At 36.9% G+C, this 17778-nt stretch carries 17 protein-coding genes; 14 read left to right on the forward strand and 3 right to left on the reverse strand.

Annotated features, from left to right (window positions below; genetic code table 11):
- Positions 1-84: 84 nt before the first annotated feature.
- From ACE38V_RS01820 to ACE38V_RS01875, 12 genes are all read left to right on the forward strand, one after another.
- Positions 85-1074 (forward strand): LacI family DNA-binding transcriptional regulator, encoded by a 990-nt coding sequence (locus ACE38V_RS01820; protein ID WP_375839425.1) that lies wholly within the window; start codon positions 85-87, stop codon positions 1072-1074.
- Positions 1075-1197: 123 nt separating this feature from the next.
- Positions 1198-2394, forward strand: a complete 1197-nt coding sequence (locus ACE38V_RS01825; protein ID WP_375839426.1) for a galactokinase — start codon at positions 1198-1200, stop codon at positions 2392-2394.
- Entirely contained in the window at positions 2391-3380 is a 990-nt protein-coding gene (gene galE / locus ACE38V_RS01830) for a UDP-glucose 4-epimerase GalE (RefSeq protein ID WP_375839427.1), read from the forward strand. Before ACE38V_RS01825 ends, galE begins: the two co-directional genes overlap by 4 nt.
- Before the next feature lie 10 nt (positions 3381-3390).
- A complete protein-coding gene (gene galT, locus ACE38V_RS01835) occupies positions 3391-4899 on the forward strand; it encodes a UDP-glucose--hexose-1-phosphate uridylyltransferase (RefSeq protein ID WP_375839428.1) in 1509 nt (502 codons plus the stop codon).
- A gap of 436 nt (positions 4900-5335) precedes the next feature.
- Positions 5336-6802 carry a CoA-acylating methylmalonate-semialdehyde dehydrogenase gene (locus ACE38V_RS01840; RefSeq protein WP_375839429.1) on the forward strand — a complete coding sequence of 489 codons (1467 nt, stop codon included), beginning with the start codon at positions 5336-5338 and terminating at the stop codon, positions 6800-6802.
- 297 nt (positions 6803-7099) lie between these two features.
- The gene (locus ACE38V_RS01845) at positions 7100-8455 is read left to right on the forward strand and encodes an aspartate aminotransferase family protein (protein WP_375839430.1); all 1356 of its coding nucleotides are present in this window, start codon (positions 7100-7102) and stop codon (positions 8453-8455) included.
- A gap of 480 nt (positions 8456-8935) precedes the next feature.
- Positions 8936-9310 (forward strand): nucleotide excision repair endonuclease, encoded by a 375-nt coding sequence (locus ACE38V_RS01850; protein WP_375839431.1) that lies wholly within the window; start codon positions 8936-8938, stop codon positions 9308-9310.
- A 113-nt stretch (positions 9311-9423) separates the two neighbouring features.
- Positions 9424-11091: a ribonuclease J gene (locus ACE38V_RS01855; RefSeq protein WP_375839432.1), complete on the forward strand. Its 1668-nt coding sequence runs from the start codon at positions 9424-9426 to the stop codon at positions 11089-11091.
- Positions 11092-11121: 30 nt separating this feature from the next.
- Complete coding sequence (locus ACE38V_RS01860; protein WP_375839433.1) at positions 11122-11334, forward strand: DUF2187 family protein; 213 nt, start codon at positions 11122-11124, stop codon at positions 11332-11334.
- A 129-nt stretch (positions 11335-11463) separates the two neighbouring features.
- Positions 11464-11790, forward strand: a complete 327-nt coding sequence (locus ACE38V_RS01865) for a PadR family transcriptional regulator (protein WP_375839434.1) — start codon at positions 11464-11466, stop codon at positions 11788-11790.
- The gene (locus ACE38V_RS01870) at positions 11787-12434 is read left to right on the forward strand and encodes a permease prefix domain 1-containing protein (RefSeq protein WP_375839435.1); all 648 of its coding nucleotides are present in this window, start codon (positions 11787-11789) and stop codon (positions 12432-12434) included. The genes ACE38V_RS01865 and ACE38V_RS01870 overlap by 4 nt, the downstream gene beginning before the upstream one ends.
- Before the next feature lie 40 nt (positions 12435-12474).
- Positions 12475-13803 (forward strand): TolB-like translocation protein, encoded by a 1329-nt coding sequence (locus tag ACE38V_RS01875; RefSeq protein WP_375839436.1) that lies wholly within the window; start codon positions 12475-12477, stop codon positions 13801-13803.
- Positions 13804-13885: 82 nt separating this feature from the next.
- Here the strand turns inward: ACE38V_RS01875 and ACE38V_RS01880 are convergent, their stop codons facing one another.
- From ACE38V_RS01880 to ACE38V_RS01890, 3 genes are all read right to left on the reverse strand, one after another.
- Positions 13886-14383 carry a L,D-transpeptidase family protein gene (locus ACE38V_RS01880; RefSeq protein ID WP_375839437.1) on the reverse strand — a complete coding sequence of 166 codons (498 nt, stop codon included), beginning with the start codon at positions 14381-14383 and terminating at the stop codon, positions 13886-13888.
- A 367-nt stretch (positions 14384-14750) separates the two neighbouring features.
- Positions 14751-15263 carry a DUF3231 family protein gene (locus ACE38V_RS01885; RefSeq protein WP_375839438.1) on the reverse strand — a complete coding sequence of 171 codons (513 nt, stop codon included), beginning with the start codon at positions 15261-15263 and terminating at the stop codon, positions 14751-14753.
- Positions 15264-15373: 110 nt separating this feature from the next.
- Complete coding sequence (locus ACE38V_RS01890; RefSeq protein ID WP_375839439.1) at positions 15374-15724, reverse strand: hypothetical protein; 351 nt, start codon at positions 15722-15724, stop codon at positions 15374-15376.
- 193 nt (positions 15725-15917) lie between these two features.
- Here ACE38V_RS01890 and ACE38V_RS01895 point away from each other — a divergent pair, with 193 nt between their 5' ends.
- Positions 15918-16586 (forward strand): TetR/AcrR family transcriptional regulator, encoded by a 669-nt coding sequence (locus tag ACE38V_RS01895; RefSeq protein ID WP_375839440.1) that lies wholly within the window; start codon positions 15918-15920, stop codon positions 16584-16586.
- Positions 16587-16634: 48 nt separating this feature from the next.
- Positions 16635-17777: an acyl-CoA dehydrogenase gene (locus ACE38V_RS01900; protein ID WP_375839441.1), complete on the forward strand. Its 1143-nt coding sequence runs from the start codon at positions 16635-16637 to the stop codon at positions 17775-17777.
- Position 17778: the final 1 nt, after the last annotated feature.

Below are 17778 nucleotides of genomic sequence, written 5' to 3' on the forward strand. Positions count from 1 at the left end.
ACTTAACCATTATGGAATAGTTAGAAAGCATACTGTCTAATGGGGGATTGAGACTACCTTTATAAAAAGGAAATGAGGTAATTTATGGCAACTATTAAAGACATCGCCGAAAAAGCTAATGTCTCCATCGGTACAGTTTCAAGGGTATTGAATTATGACTCTACTTTATCCGTTTCTGATGAAACAAGGAAAAAAATATTTGAGGTGGCAGAGGAGCTTTCTTATAAAAAAAGGGTGATAAAAAAAACTGCGACTTCAAAGATTGCCATTATCCATTGGTATACCGAAAAAGAAGAGCTTGAGGATTTATATTATATGTCCATTCGGTTTGGAATAGAAAATCGCTGTCAGCAATTGGATGTCCAGGTGGTTAATTATTTTTATGACAACATCGATGAAGTAAAATTGGAAAAAATTCAAGGAGTTATTGCAGTTGGAAAATTCAGTAAGATCCAAGTGGAGACCATGGCAGAAATAACAGATAATCTCGTCTTTGTTGATTATTGCCCTGATGAGGACCAATATGATTCCATTATTATTGATTTTGAAAAAGCAACCAAAAAAATTATTCATTATTTTATCGAAAAAGGTCACAAGTCTATTGGATATATTGGTGGCAGGGAAAAGTGTAAAGATTCTAAAGAAGAGCTAGAAGATACGCGCGAAAAGACCTTCCGTTCCTACATGAGAGAACTGGACCTTTTAGATGAAACTCATATTTATATCGGTACATTTTCTGTGAATGATGGTTACCGTATAATGAAAAAGGCGATTACAGAGCAAAAAGAAAATCTGCCAACAGCTTTTTTTGCAGCAAATGATTCGATTGCAATTGGCTGTTTAAGGGCGCTTCATGAAGAAAATATTCCTGTTCCTGAACGAGTTAATATTATTGGAATCAATGATATCAGCGTCTCTAAATATATATTTCCATCATTAACAACATTAAAGGTTTATACAGAGTTAATGGGGGAAACAGCAGTAGACACTTTAGCGGAAAGAATTGATGGAAGGAAAATTGCCAAGAAAATTTTTATTGCAACAGAATTAATTAAGCGCAATAGTAGCTTTTAATAATTAGACCGCACAGTTCCTTTGTTTGATTGTCCAAAAAAGAAATAAGATATAAATTTGATCAAAATTAACTAACTGGATCCTTATAAATTACAGATTAAGGATTTTTAAGGGGAAGACAAAATGATGGATAATGATCAATTGCTAATTCATAAATATAAGGAAATATTTACGTCACAGGCTGATCGTGAGCTGCGATATTTTTTTTCACCTGGGCGGATAAACTTAATTGGAGAACATACCGATTATAATGGAGGCTATGTATTTCCTTGTGCCATTACTTTTGGAACTTACGGAATCGCAAGGAAGCGGGATGATAAACAAGTCCGTCTCTTTTCTATGAATTTTTCCGAAAAAGGGATCATTGAATTTCCACTTAAATGTATGAGGTATGTAGAGTCGGATGAATGGGGCAATTATCCAAAAGGAATGATCCATTTTATTCAGGAAGCAGGATATCAGCTCCCTGCTGGTCTCGATATTCTTGTGTACGGCAATATTCCAAATGGTGCTGGACTATCCTCATCGGCATCCCTCGAGTTGTTGATTGGGGTAATGGTCAATGAAATTTTTCATTTAGGCATAGAACGAATGGCATTAGTAAAGCTGGGAAAAAAGGTGGAAAATGAATTTATTGGTGTGAACAGTGGAATTATGGATCAATTTGCGATTGGAATGGGGAAGGCGAATAATGGGATATTGCTAGATTGCAATACCTTAAAATATGAATATGCTCCCTTAAATTTAACCAATCAGCAAATTATAATTATGAATACGAATAAAAGAAGAGAGCTGGCGGATTCGAAATATAATGAGCGAAGAAGAGAATGTGAAGCGGCACTGACTCAGCTGCAAGCAGAACTTGATATTCATAATTTAGGTGAATTATCAGAAGGCGAATTTGATCAATACAAGCATTTAATTACAAATGAGATGCTTATACGTAGAGCCAAACATGCTGTATATGAAAATCAGCGTACGATAAAAGCTGCCCGGGAATTAAAGCGGAATCATTTAGCTGAGTTCGGCAAATTAATGAATGCCTCTCATATCTCATTAAGAGATGATTACGAGGTAACTGGGTTGGAGCTTGATACATTAGTAGAAGCTGCTTGGGATCAGAAAGGGACAATTGGTGCACGAATGACTGGTGCTGGATTTGGCGGCTGCGCTATAGCATTAGTTGAAAATAAGTATACAGAAACCTTTATCAAAGAAGTGGGTAAGAAGTATAAAGACAAAATAGGCTATGAAGCTACCTTTTATGTAGCGAGTATCGGAGAAGGAACAAAAGAAATCGCTGAGGAGGCCGTGTTGTGAGTATTTTAGTGTTGGGTGGCGCTGGTTACATCGGTTCACATGCTGTCTATCAATTAATCGATCAAAATTATGAGGTTGTGGTGATTGATAATTTACAAACGGGACATAAAGAAGCCGTTCATCCTAAGGCAAAATTCTATCGGGGTGATATTCGCGATAAGGCCTTTTTACGGAGGGTATTTGAATTTGAAAGAATTGAAGGCGTTCTTCATTTTGCAGCTTTTTCTTTAGTGGGTGAATCGATGGAGGTCCCTTTAGATTATTTCAATAATAATGTGTATGGAACGCAGGTCCTTTTAGAAGTGATGGTCGAATTTGGTGTCAAAACAATCGTTTTTTCTTCTACTGCGGCTACATATGGTGAACAAGAAATCATGCCAATTACAGAAGTTATGCAGACTTCCCCTACCAATGCATACGGAGAAACGAAGTTGACGATGGAAAAGATGATGAAGTGGTGTGATACAGCATATGGTTTAAAATATGTTTCATTAAGATATTTTAACGTTGCTGGTGCCAGAGAATCAGGGGAAATTGGCGAGGATCATCATCCCGAAACCCATCTTATCCCTATTGTACTCCAAGTTGCTTTAGGAAAAAGAGATCATATTTCGATCTTTGGCGAAGATTATGATACAGAAGATGGAACCTGCATTAGGGATTATATTCATGTGGAGGATTTAATTGATGCCCATCTCCTTGCTCTTCAATATTTAAAAAATGGTGGGGGGAGCAGTATTTTTAATTTAGGCAGCAGTAATGGGTATTCCGTCAAAGAAATCATTGATTCCGCTCGTCGAGTGACGAAACATTCCATTCCGGCACAAGTAGCTGAAAGAAGAGCAGGCGACCCAAGTAAATTAATTGCTTCATCAGATAAGGCAAAAAAGATTTTGGGTTGGGTTCCTAAAAGGACATCTGTCGAGAAAATCATTGAAGATGCCTGGAATTGGCACCAAGCTCATCCAAATGGCTATAAAAGGTAGGGGCAAAATAATGGACGTATATTCAATCATCCAGATGTTGCTAACACGGGCTACTACTCTTGAAATGATTCAAAAGGAAGATGAGATATATGCCCGTAACCAAATCCTATCACTCTTGTCTTTGCATGGTTTTCCCAAGCAAATCACAATAGAAACTGAGTTGGAAATTCCAGAATTATTGGCACTGCTAGAGCAATATGCTATTAATAATGGCCTTATCCATGATGTTCTTGCTGAAAAGGAAATCTTTTTAAGTAAAATTATGAACGTTCTTGTTCTAAAACCATCAGAAGTGAATCGTCTTTTTTATGATAAATATGATAGAGATAAAACAGAGGCAACCCAATTTTTCTATCAACTAAGTCAAAATAGTAACTATATCCAAACCAAAAGCATCGCAAAAAATATTAATTATCGCTTTTTTTCTCCTTATGGGGAATTGGATATTACGATTAATCTCTCTAAGCCTGAGAAGGATCCTAAACGGATTGCATTAGAAAGAGAAGCAAAGTCCAATTCTATAAACTATCCAAAGTGTTTACTATGTGTTGAAAATGAAGGCTATGCAGGAAGAATTAATCATCCTGCCCGTTCAAACCACCGTTTAATTCGCTTAGAACTAACGGATGAACCTTGGTTTTTACAATATTCCCCTTATGTTTATTACAATGAGCATTGTATTGTGTTATCGGGTGAGCATCGAGATATGAGAATAGACCGATTAACTTTTGCGAGATTACTAGAATTTGTTGAGAAATTTCCACATTATTTCTTAGGTTCGAATGCGGATATTCCTATTGTCGGCGGTTCGATTTTAAGTCATGATCATTACCAGGGTGGGCAATATGAATTTGCGATGGCAAAAGCAGATGCTGATTTTGCTTTTCAATTAAGGGATTATCCTTCCATTCAAGCAGAAACATTAAAATGGCCATTATCTGTCATTCGATTAAGAGGGGAGAAGGTAGAAGAACTTGTTGATGCAGCAGATGAAATATTAGCCAAATGGATCGATTACAGTGATCCTGAAGTCCAAATTCAAGCTTATACGGGAGAATCAAGGCATAACACGATTACACCGATTGCAAGAAAACGGGATGAAAAATATGAAATCGATCTCGTTCTGCGCAATAATCGCACAACAAAAGAATACCCTTATGGGATTTTCCATCCACATGAGGATGTGCACCACATAAAAAAAGAAAATATCGGTTTGATTGAAGTGATGGGACTTGCGGTATTACCTGCCCGTTTAGAAACCGAACTAAAGGAAATTGAAAAGTATTTATTAGGTGCGAAACATCATGTTGCTGGCTATCATTTACTATGGGCACAGGAATTAAAAGACAAATACGGTGAGAATATAGCCCCTCATTCCGTGAAAGAGATTTTGCAACGGGAGGTTGGAGCTAAATTTTTAAGGGCATTAGAGGATGCTGGTGTTTTTAAAAGGGATGAACAAGGCTTGAAAGCATTTAATCGCTTTATCCATTTATTTTCTATAAGTGACAATGAGTAAATATGTTTCTTAAATGGGTTAAGTAAATTGGCAGATAGAGTTTTCTTTTGTATAAAAAGGATTCATTCTGGTTCAGAAAAGGGGGAACGATCAATCAGTAACAAAATATAAATTTGATAATGAGCGACTATGAATAGATATAACAATAAAAGTTTCCGATGATTCCTGCCTATGAATAGTCAGGAATTTTTTTGATTCAGGAAGTTGGAGCAAAGAAATTGAAGATGTTATAGAATAAGCTTTTGATCTTCTTGGTAGCCAGCAATTATTGGTTGATCTATCATTTTTTGAGAGTAGAACATATATCTGCTCTTTTTTAATTGGTAATTGTTGTGAGTAAAAGCACTTATTTTACAATCTGTCTAATGAAAATTCCATCTTATTCCTCTATAATCTCCTTTAATAAGTAATTCATATTACGATTAGGGGGATTTTGATGGCAATTACTGAAAATGAAACTACTACAATAAAGAATTTTATTAATGGTGAATGGATTAAGGCAAATGCCAAGGAAGCGCTAGAAGTGCTTAATCCAGCAACAAATGAGGTTTTGGCAAGAGTGCCGATTTCCTCAAAAAAAGACGTGGAGGAAGCGGTAGCAGCGGCAAAGGCAACATTTAAAATATGGAAGAATGTTCCTGTTCCTAAAAGGGCAAGAATTCTATTTAAATATCACTCTTTATTAACCTCTAAACATGAAGAGCTAGCTAAACTTGTTGTTTTGGAGAATGGAAAAGCCTATAAGGAAGCCTATGGGGAGGTTCAGCGGGGGATTGAGTGTGTCGAATTTGCGGCTGGTGCTCCAACCTTATTGATGGGTGAATCATTATCAGGGATAGCAGAAGAGATGGACTCAGAAATGTTCCGTTATCCAATCGGAGTAGTCGGGGGAATTACTCCATTTAACTTTCCGATGATGGTGCCATTATGGATGTTTCCTCTGGCAATTGCCTGCGGGAATACCTTTGTTTTAAAGCCATCAGAAAGAACTCCCCTATTGTCAAATAAATTAGCTGAATTATTTACAGAAGCGGGTGCTCCAAACGGCGTATTAAATATTGTTCATGGTGCTCATGATGTGGTAAACGGTCTACTTGAACATGAGGACGTCAAAGCGATTTCTTTTGTTGGATCCCAGCCTGTAGCTAAATATGTTTACCAACAGGCTGCTAAAAATGGAAAGCGTGTTCAAGCTTTGTCTGGTGCGAAAAATCACCATATTATTATGCCTGATGCAGATTTAGATAAGGCCGTCAGCCACGTGATTAGTTCTGCCTATGGAAGTGCTGGTCAACGTTGTATGGCTTGCAGTGCAGTCATCGTTGTGGGGGATAATGAAGCTTTTGTTCAGAAACTTAAGACACAAGCAGATGAGCTTTTGCTTGGCAGTGGATTTGATGAGGATGTGCTACTAACTCCTGTGATTCGTCAATCCCACCGTGAAAAAGTATTAGGATATATTGAAAAGGGAATTGAAGAAGGGGCAACTCTTTTACGAGATGGCCGGAAAGAAATGGAGAAAATAACAGAAGGCACATTCCTTGGCCCTACCATTTTTGATCACGTCACACCGAATATGACGATAGCTAAAGAAGAAATTTTTGCCCCAGTTTTAAGCTTATTACGTGCACAGAATTTGGATGATGCTTTGCGCTATATTGAAAAATCAAGATACGGAAATGGCGCAACAATTTATACGAAGGATGCTGCAGCTGTTCGAAGGTTCCGGGAAGAAGCAGATGCAGGTATGCTTGGCATTAATGTAGGGGTTCCGGCAACAATGGCTTTCTTCCCATTCTCAGGCTGGAAGGATAGTTTTTATGGAGACTTGCATGTTAATGGCAAAGATGGGGTCAATTTTTATACAAGAAAGAAAATGATCACATCAAGATATGATTTTTAAAAATATTTTGTGGCAATTGACAGGGTGTTGATTGCCTTCATTTTCACTTTATCCCACTCTTAACGGACATTTTGACTCCCACTTCAAGATTCTGAGAATACGAAGAAGATAAGTGGGAGATCAACTGTCCGTAAAGGTCCGATAAGTGAAATAAGATTTTTCTTTGGGCTTCAGCCCTTAGAAAAATCAATCAGGCTCTGCGTGACTAACCATCAGTGGGGGGATGAATGAAAACCCCCACTGATGGAAGTTTCACTTTATGTTTATTCAAAATAATAGATCAGGGAGTGAAGGCGTATGGTCCAAGTAAGGCAAAATAAAGAAATTATGAACAAAGACGAAAAGTATATTTGGCATTCTATGAAGCCATATAACCCCGATGCAACGATGATTATTGAGAAATCTGAGGGATCATGGTTAACAGACATCAATGGGCATAAATATTTGGATGCGATGGCTGGCCTTTGGTGTGTTAACGTAGGATACGGGAGGGAGGAATTAGCTGAGGCAGCGTTCAAGCAATTAAAAGAAAATGCTTATACTCCATTATCTCAAAGCCATATTTCTGCTGTAAAACTAGGTGAAAAAATCAATGAATTACTCGGAGATGAGTATGTTATTTTCTTCTCCAATAGTGGATCTGAAGCAAATGAAACGGCTTTTAAGATTGCACGGCAATATCATCAGCAAAGAGGAGAATATTCACGGTACAAAATTGTTTCAAGGTATCGGTCCTATCACGGAAATTCCATGGGTGCATTATCTGCAACAGGGCAGGCGCAGAGAAAATATAAATATGAACCGCTAGCTCCGGGCTTTATTCATGTTACCCCACCCGATATGTATCGCTCACCTGAAAAAGGTACATTAAATCCATTGGAATTGGAGTCCGTTCAAGCTGTGGATCGTGTCATGACTTGGGAGTTAGGTGAAACCATTGCGGCAATGATCATGGAGCCGATAATTACAGGTGGAGGGGTGTTAATTCCTCCAGAGGGATATTTGAAAGGGATTAAGTCTGTTTGTGAAAAACATGGTGCACTCCTGATTGTCGATGAAGTAATCTGTGGATTTGGTCGTACAGGAAAGCCATTTGGCTTTATGAACTATGATGTCAAACCAGACATTATTACGATGGCAAAGGGCTTAACAAGTGCTTATCTTCCTTTATCAGCTACTGCGGTACGCAGGGAAATATATGAGGCGTTTAAAGGCTCAGAGGAATATGATTACTTCCGACATGTCAATACTTTTGGGGGTTCCCCGTCAGCCTGTGCCTTAGCACTGAAAAATATTGAAATCATGGAGAGAGAAGATTTATTTAACCGTTCACGTGATATGGGTGGGATGTTGCTTAAGCAGTTGCAAGAGTTATTGAAAGATCATCCTAAGGTTGGAAGCGTTCGTGGAAAGGGATTATTGATTGGCATCGAGTTAGTTAAAGATAAATCTTCAAAAGAACCATTGGAAGTAAAAGAAATCAATGAAGTCATTGCCATATGTAAGCAAAAAGGGGTTTTAATTGGGAAAAACGGTGCCACTGTAGCTGGTTTCAATAATGTCTTAACACTTTCACCGCCGTTAAATATTTTTGAAGAGGATTTAACATTCTTGATTGACACTCTTGTGGAGGGATTGGAGATAATAAAATAATGCTCTTTTCGTAAACTATGTTTCTTTTGGAATAAATAAGTTAGATGCTCATTCAGATATCTCTTGCTGATTGAAAAGTATTTGTGACGGGACTCAGACATTAGGAAGTATATGGGGATTGCATGATGATCGAGTCCAAATCAAGGGCAAATTCGGACGGCAAAAAAAATGCTGCCTCATACTCGCGAGTATTTGAATCATCGCACGAGAAAATGGTATTTTCGAGCATTTTTATGAAGTCGCGAATAAAAAGGTTGTTTTCAAGAGATTGAAATGCTTGTCCAAAAAATAAACAATCTTTGAGAAAGCAGCGCTAAATAAAAATACCAAGGTCATTTGTAGACGTTCGTCTAATTTAATGACCTTGGTATTTTTATTATAATATGTTAATTCGCTATTGATAAGATGAATAAAATGGTATGATAATTATTCATGCTAGTAATACTTAGATTATTTATCTTACAAAGGACGTGAATACACGTGATTAAAATTGAAATTCCAACACCGGATTTGACCATTACAGAAAGACAGCAAAAGCCTCAAGAAAATGAACCATTAATCAAACCGATTTATGGGTTCATCGATTTTCATCGCATTCCAAGGGATAAAGGGGGAATTTTTCTCTTTTTTAATATTAATGATGAGCTTCTTTTTGTCGGTAAGGCACGAAAGCTTAGACAAAGAATAAAAAAACATTTTGAGGATAATGTCTCTCCAATGAAAACCCATCGAGATGAAGTTCATCGAATTGATGTAATACTTGTGGATGATCCAATGGAACGTGAAATATATGAAACCTATATCATTAATAAACTTCAGGCAAAATATAATATTGATAAAGTATTTTTTCGCTAAGAAATAAATTTTACCCTCCAAAATTAACCATTGAAGTCTTAAAGTTATCCTCTAATAAAGATAAACGAAAGGGGCATACTAATCACAAAAGGTTGTTTTGGGAGGGTTTTGCTTTGGATGCAAATGAGGGATTGCTATCAATTTTTGCTTTAGGTGGGTTGTATGAAATTGGGAAAAATATGTACGCCATTCAATATGCTGAAGAAATGATTATCATTGACTGCGGTAATAAATTTCCAGATGAAAACTTATTAGGAATTGATTTGATTATCCAAGATCTCACCTTTTTAGTTGAAAATCAGGATAAAGTAAAAGCGCTAATTGTTACTCATGGGCATGAAGATCATATAGGAGGCGTACCTTATTTTTTAAAAAAAATGAATGTCCCCGTCTATGCTACGAGGTTTACATTAGGCTTAATCGAATTAAAGTTAGAGGAACATAAAATCCTTAGAGAGACGAAGCTCGTGGAAATTGACAGGGATTCAAAGTTACAATTTGAGCATATTACAGCAAGTTTTTTCAAGGTGAATCATAGCATTCCGGACTGTCTTGGCATTGTTTTTGATACTCCAGAAGGAACAGTCGTACATACTGGCGATTTCAAATTTGATTTAACTCCTGCTAATCGAGAGCATGCCGATATTCACAAGATGGCTGAAATTGGGTCAAAAGGGGTCTTGTTATTATTATCTGAAAGTACGAATGCTGAACGACCGGGTTTCACGCCATCAGAGAAAACGGTCGGGGAACAAATTGATGAGGCTTTTATAAAGGCAACGGGCAAGGTGATTCTTTCTACTTTTGCCTCCAATATTAATCGGATTCAACAAGTGGTTGATGCTGCTCGAAAAACCAGAAGGAAACTTGCTTTACTTGGACGTAGTATGGTCAATGTCATTGATGTTGCTATCCAAAGAGGATATTTACAGGTCCCAGAAGGAATGATGATAGATGCAAATCAAATTAATGATATGAGTCCAGAAAATGTCGCGATTTTATGTACAGGTAGTCAGGGGGAACCGCTGGCTGCACTTGCTCGCTTATCAACCGGAAACTATCGTGGTGTCGACATAGTACATGGAGATACCGTTATTTTAGCGGCAGGTCCAATTCCAGGTAACGAGAAAAATGTCTCTAAAATTGTAGATAATTTATTTTCCTTAGGGGCAAAAGTAATTTATGGGTCAGGGAAAGGAATGCATGTATCTGGTCATGGGTATCAAGAGGATCTAAAGCTGATGTTAACCTTTATGAAACCAACATATCTGGTTCCTATACATGGTGAATTACGCATGCTATATTTGCATCGTCAATTAGCGGAATCAGTCGGAGTTAAGGAAGAGAATACCTTTATCATGAAAAATGGAGAGGTTCTTGATATCATAAATGGCAAAGCTCGTCAGACCCGAAGCTTTCCAGCAGGTGAGACCTATATAGATGGAATCGGAGTTGGGGATATCGGTGAAATTGTCCTTCGCGATCGTAAACAGTTATCGGAGGACGGTATGCTTGTTATTGTATTAACCATGAGTAAAACAGATAAAAAATTATTAGCAGAGCCGGACATGATTACTCGGGGATTTGTTTATGCCAGGGATTCTGAAGAATTATTAAAAGAAATTAACAGGCTTATTAAGAAAAATGTGAAAGAGCTTTTAGATGCAAATAATACACAATGGAATGCAATAAAAATAAGTCTTAAGAAATCAGTTGGTCAACATTTGTTTAATCGGACAAAAAGAAAGCCAATGATTCTTCCGATTATTATTGAGGTTTAGGGGAATATACACAAAAAAGGGGTTTGATTTATGGAAGAAGCAGTTTCAAAGGAGCCGAAAAAAGGAAAAAAGGCGAAGGAAGGTGATATGATTCAAATCGTAAAAGGGATCGAAAAGGGAAAGAAGGGCAAGGTAGTGGTTGTTCGTGAAAATTCAGTCATTGTAGAAATCGGAAGGAATGTAAAAAAGGACGAACCGATCAAAACCGTTGTCAATCATCAAAATTATAAAATGATCCATTGAAATAGATTCTGGTTAGTTTTCCGTAATTCATTGAGTTACGGTTTTTTTTTACAAAGCAGCATCCAATCTACCTTGTTATACGATGTATATTGTTATAAAATGGTATTGTAAATATTTGGAGGTATCTGTATGGACAGAGAACTGCTAAAAGGAAGTATTGAAATCTTATTGCTTTCTTTATTAGTAGAAAAAGATAGTTACGGGTATGAAATGACGAAAAAATTACGGGCATTAAGTGATGGAGCCTACCACATGAATGAAGGAACACTCTACCCAGCTTTGAAGCGGTTAGAAATGAAGGAATGTGTGTCATCTTATTGGAACTTAGGACCTGAGGGCACAAGGCGAAAATATTATTCGATAACTGAAACTGGTCATAGAGTACTTTCAGAAAAACTAAATAATTGGAAACAGATGAATCAATTAATTTCTAAAACACTGGGGGGATATTCATGAACGAAATCGAACGCTATCTACTAGATATCATCGAGGATTTACCTATTAGTGATCATGAAAAAGTGGAAATGTATGAGGAGTTTACGAATCATCTAAATGAACACATTCGAGAGCTTATGATAAAGGGATATACAGAGAAAGAAGCTACTCTGCAAGCAATAGAATCATTTGGTTCGAAAAATAAAATAAATCGGGAAATGAAGAAAGTATTGTTCCCGTTTTTTAAAGTTGCCCGTTATTTGAGTAGTGTTCTGGGGGTTACCTTCGTCTTTTGGATACTCTCCTATTCTGTGATGGAGTATTATCATCCAGAGTTTGAAAATTCTGTCCCTATTATAAGTGTGATAGCAGGAATGGGTATCATCGCAATATTAGCAGGTGCTGCAGAGGCCATTTTTGAGGCAATTTGTGATCAATTTTCTTCGAAATGGATAGCTAACCCATGGTTTGTCTTTATGGTTCCCTCCCTTTTCATAGGAGGACTCATGATAAGTCCTTACTTTGATCATCCAGACCAATACCTTGAAGGTCGATGGTTGGACCTTATTTCAATTCCGTTAGGTGCAGTCATTTATATGATTTTTAGAGAGTTATTTACAGCAATCTTTGGTCAAAGAAATCGTTATTTTAAAAAGGCGGAATAGAAGGGAGTAACTCATATATTTAAGGGGGGGAAGGGAAATCTTGAAAGGAAAGCGAATCGTCCATTACTTAATTGGAATTACTGCGTTTTTATTGGTAAGTGCAATTGTTTATAGTATCCTTCGGGATGATGACCCTTATCAATATTTTACTGGAATTGGAGATAGCTTTGATATATCCCCAGATGACAAAGAATACATGTTTCCTTATTTTTTGAATGGAAATGAGGCCATTTATAGCGCTAATATAGATGGAACAAATGTAAAAAAATTAACCAATCCGCAGAAGGAAAGACATCTTCAACCTCGGTATTCTCAGGATGGTTTGAGAATTTTGTTTTTATCACAAAATGATAAGCGAATTAACTCCCTAGTAGTAGCCAATCGTGATGGAACTGGTCAAAAAAAATGGACATCAAACAAGATGCATGTAAGAGAGGCCGTTTTTTCACCGAATAATTATTTGATATTTTATATTGGAATGCCTGCTGAAGACTTTTTAAAAGCAGAAGGGGAAACATCAGAAGGTTATGACTTATATTCAATTAATTTAAGGAATGGGAAAATGGATCAATTAACAGATCATAATGAGTTTGATATGGATTCTCTCTCAGTATCAGCAAATGGAAAGGAAGTCTTTTATAGCATTTTTGCAGCGGATCGAAAGAAACTTATCGCTTATTCAATTGTAACTGGAGATGAACATGCGGCAATTGGGTCAGAAAATCTCTCAACAGAAAGCTACTCCTTTCAAATATCACCTGACGCAAGCCAAGCCCTTTTCACAACTATCTCAGAAGAATCTCGGAAAAGTCATCTTTTTAAATATGAACTATTTCTCAAGGATATGAAAAGTGGGAAAGTAAAGAGATTGACCCATTTAAACTCTCATGTTTCTTCACCAAGATTTTTCCACCACAGTAATCAAATCACCTTATTAGATAATGATAATTGGGCTAGTGAGCCTGCCACCTATAAATTTTATCATGTTGATCTTGAGACGAATAAACTACAGCCAATTTCGTTTCATTTACCTGAAAAGAAAGTAATGGGTTTGATGGTTCTCAAGTGGATTGATGAAATGGTCAACAGTAGTACTGTCACAGGATTATATATCCTGCTCATGATGCTTTTTACAATTCAATTACACTTTTATTCTCTTAAAGATAGAACTTATTTACCAGGAATTATTAGTATTTGCCTTACCATCCTTACTTTTATTAGCAGCATTTTCGTAACGATTATTACAAAGGACCCTTGGGCTGGAATGGCGATTGGAATGATTACAGCTGTTTTATTTGGGTCTACAATATTTATATTATTTTTTGCTCTTCTATTAAATCTACTAGGGAAGAGAAGATGGGCATCTTAAAAACGCTCAGGATGCAAAGTATTAGATGGAAAAGTTCGTTTTGCACAAAAATGCTTGGCTGACTTTTTATTTGTAAAATAAACTATGAAGGAACTATTCGTACAGATGTACCATTAGGCACAATAGAAGCAAGTTCAAGTACATCTTTGTTATGCATACGAATACACCCGCTTGAAACCATTTTGCCAATGGAATAGGGATTATTGGTGCCGTGAATACCATACCCTACTTTTGATAGTGAAAGCCACATCACTCCATATGGCCCACCAGGATTTGGCTCACGATTCACAATCACAAATTCGCCAACTGGGGTTTGGGTGACCATTTTTCCAATACCAACCGGAAAAGTACGAATTAAGCGATTATTATTAAATAATGATAGGGATCTTTTGTTTAATGAAACTTGAATTCGGTATGGGATTGAATCAGGGGAGGGTAACCCCGGAATACTTATCAATTGTCCTGGGATTATGAAATTTGGATTTACGTGAGGGTTGGCCCTTAATATCTGTTGTAAACTTCTGCGATAATTACGAGCGATAATAGATAAGGTTTCTCCCTTTTTTACTACATGCTGCATGAGTATCAACTCCTTTAATGATCATAATATGCAAAAAAAGAGGTTGGGGAATTAATTATAGAAGAAATTAAGGTTATCTAAGGGTGATGAACGGTTATTAGAAGTAAGTGCTGAAGAAAAAAGCTGGGTATCGGTGGATGATAACAGAAAAGAGGAAATTCTCTTCAAAAAGATGTTTACCTTGATGAAAGAAATGAAAAATAAGAAAAAAATCCATGACCGATATAAGTACATATAAGAAATAAGTACAGATATTTAGTGAATCAATCTTATTATCAGTTCTTTTCAAACATTCTAATATAGATAAATAAAAACACGGCCATCAATTTAATTTGTCCGTGTTTTTCCATAAGTTTTTGTCAGCATTTTAACAATCCTGATGTTTATTCAAATGCAAAGGCGGTGGAATCAGCCATCCTTTTTCTTTATTCAGGCGTAGAGTCTTTGCTCCAAGTGCTGCTTTCTGATTGTGAAATTGTCCAAATATCATGGCGACATCTTCTCGAACTGACTTCCCAATCACTTGACTGCATAGCACCATTTCGGCTGCAATATCGGCAGAAAGGGCTGCGGCTATCGCTGGGTCGGGTATTCTTGCCCCAACAGGTATATCCTCTAGACAGGCTTCCGGTGGTTCTGGTTGTGCAGGCGGCAAGCCAATTCCGTTTTCCTTTAATATTGTTTCAACTTGAACTTTTTGTTGCTGGCACAATTCAATTGCTTCAGTTAATAGTTTTTTTAAATCTTTATCACCTGCATGATTTAACATGGTTTGGTAACAAGTGATCATATTATTTCCAACCATTTGTGCAGACCAAATGTCAAAGACTTCACCATAGTGTAATGGTTCATCCTTTGGATTTCCACTTAATATTCCCATTATTGTCCTCCTAAGTATATAATTCAGCAAATTGCTCTATTTTCCAAAATCACAGAAATAGTTTATCCCAAGAATTAAATTTTAATGTATTTGATAAGAAGAAATCCTTTCTATTTATTCTTGCTATCATCTGATTTTTTCTTTGTTTTTACTTCACTAATAGTTCGGAAAATTTGTGTGAACATACTGTTTTCAGCAATATTTTCAAGAAAGAAATCTCCTATGAGTTTTATGTATTCTTCGTCTTCAAACATTTTTTTATTTTGCAATTCCATTTCCGCTAAACCCTCGTACGTGGATAATAATGCGTAAGTATGGTCCTTCCCAGAGACGGGAGTAAGAATTTCAATAGTATGATTATAATTTTCGTTCCGAAATTTTTTGATCTCTCTTAGATTTTCAATCGCTTCTTTAAACTTCTCTTGTTTAATGACAAATGTTTGATAAACAAAGACTGGCATTTTTAACCCCCCTTGGTAAAGACTAGGTAGACTTAAAATTAAAATTTCCCAAAATCCTTTCTTTTATTCTTAATGCACGATCAGAGGATGGTAGCAGATATTTTTTATATTATTTAATCCACTTCCATAAATAGAAAATTATTGAAACAAAGTAATATTTTATGATACTATAAGTCACAAAGGATGGTGAGGAATGAAGAATCATTCAATTAAGGAAAGACTTGTGGAAGCGGCTATTTACTTATTTGAAAGAAATGGCTATCACGGAACATCTGTTGACCAGATTGTAGTCGAATCAAAAACTTCAAAAGGAGGGTTTTATCACAATTTTAAATCAAAGGATGAATTGCTTTACAATATCCACGATATCTTTATCTCCTATGTTCTTAATAAGGCGACGGAAGCATATGATGAGTTTGATACTCCTGTTTCTCGTTTATGTGCCATTATTCAATCATTTACAAAAGTATTTGATTTATACAAACCTCACATCACTGTTTTTTATCAGGAAAGCACCTATCTGACCGGTAAATTCAATCAAATTATTAATGAAAAGCGTGATCAATTTCGAAAGCTCATCATTCTAGTCATTCACGAAGGCCAAGAAAGTGGTGATTTTCGCGAGGAGATTCCTGCAGAAATATCAGCAATGGCCATTATTGGCATGATCAATTGGACGTATAAATGGTTTAACAAAGAAGGCCCTTTGACAATTGATACCATTGCCCTCATATTTAATGATTTACTCTTACATTCACTTTTATCTGAAAAAGGAATGAAGGAAGAGGAAGTTCAAAAATTCTTATTTAAGCCCAACTTCAGTAGTGTATCTTTCATAAAGAAACAAGATAAGACTAACTAGTCGGTCTTCGAACAGACCGACCAGTCAGTCCAAAATGGAGGGGAAAATATGAACTTTGATTTGTCAGATGAACAGAAAATGCTTCAGGACATGGTTAGGGAATTTGCAGAGCAGGAAATAAAACCATATGCTCGTGAAGTAGATGAAACCTCAAAGATGAGGATAGAAACCTTTGAGAAGCTAGGGGAGCTTGGGCTCCTTGGAATCCCGTTTTCGGAAGAGTATGGTGGGGCAGGAGGTGATACCATCTCTTACTGTATTGCTGTTGAGGAAATTGGCAAAGCGTGCGGTGGAACTGGGTTAAGCTATGCGGCGAATACGAGCCTTGGAGCAAGTCCAATTTATTATTTTGGAACGGAGGAGCAAAAGCAAAAATGGTTGGTGCCGATGGCAAAAGGGGAGACTTTAGGTGCTTTCGGCCTAACGGAGCCTAATGCAGGCTCAGATGCCGGAGGGACGAGGACAAGGGCTGTATTAGATGGGGATGAATGGGTGATCAATGGTCAGAAGTGCTGGATTACAAATGCCGGCTTTTCTCGACAAATAATTGTAACCGCTTACACGAAAAAACGGGAGAATGGTCGAAATATTGTTTCTGCTTTTATTGTTCCGACTGCTACACCGGGAGTTAAAATTTCCTGTAATTATGACAAGATGGGGGTCAGAGGTTCTAATACATGTGAGATTATACTGGAAAACGTCCGAGTGCCAAAGGAAAATCTGTTAGGTGATGAGAAAAAGGGTTTTAGTCAATTCTTATATACACTTGATGGCGGGAGAATTTCTATTGCAGCACTGTCTGTTGGAATTGCAGAAGCGGCTTTTGAAAAAGCACTACAATATGCGAAGGAAAGGGTACAGTTTGGTCAATCAATCTCAAAATTTCAAGCCATTCAATTTAAATTAGCTGACATGGCGATGGAGCTTGAATTAGCGCGAAATATGGTCTATAAAGCTGCGTGGCTGAAGGATGAACGCAAACCATTTGGCAAAGAAGCTGCATTTGCAAAGTTATATGCGTCAGAAGCAGGATTTCGTATCTGTAATGAAGCGATTCAAATTCACGGTGGTAACGGCTATATGAAGGAATATGATGTAGAGAGACATCTTCGGGATATGAAATTAATGGAAATTGGAGAAGGAACATCAGAAATCCAGCGTTTAGTCATTGCTCGTCAATTAGGATGTTAAT

Source organism: Cytobacillus sp. Hz8, assembly GCF_042263505.1.
Classification (GTDB): Bacteria; Bacillota; Bacilli; order Bacillales; family Cytobacillaceae; genus Bacillus_BE.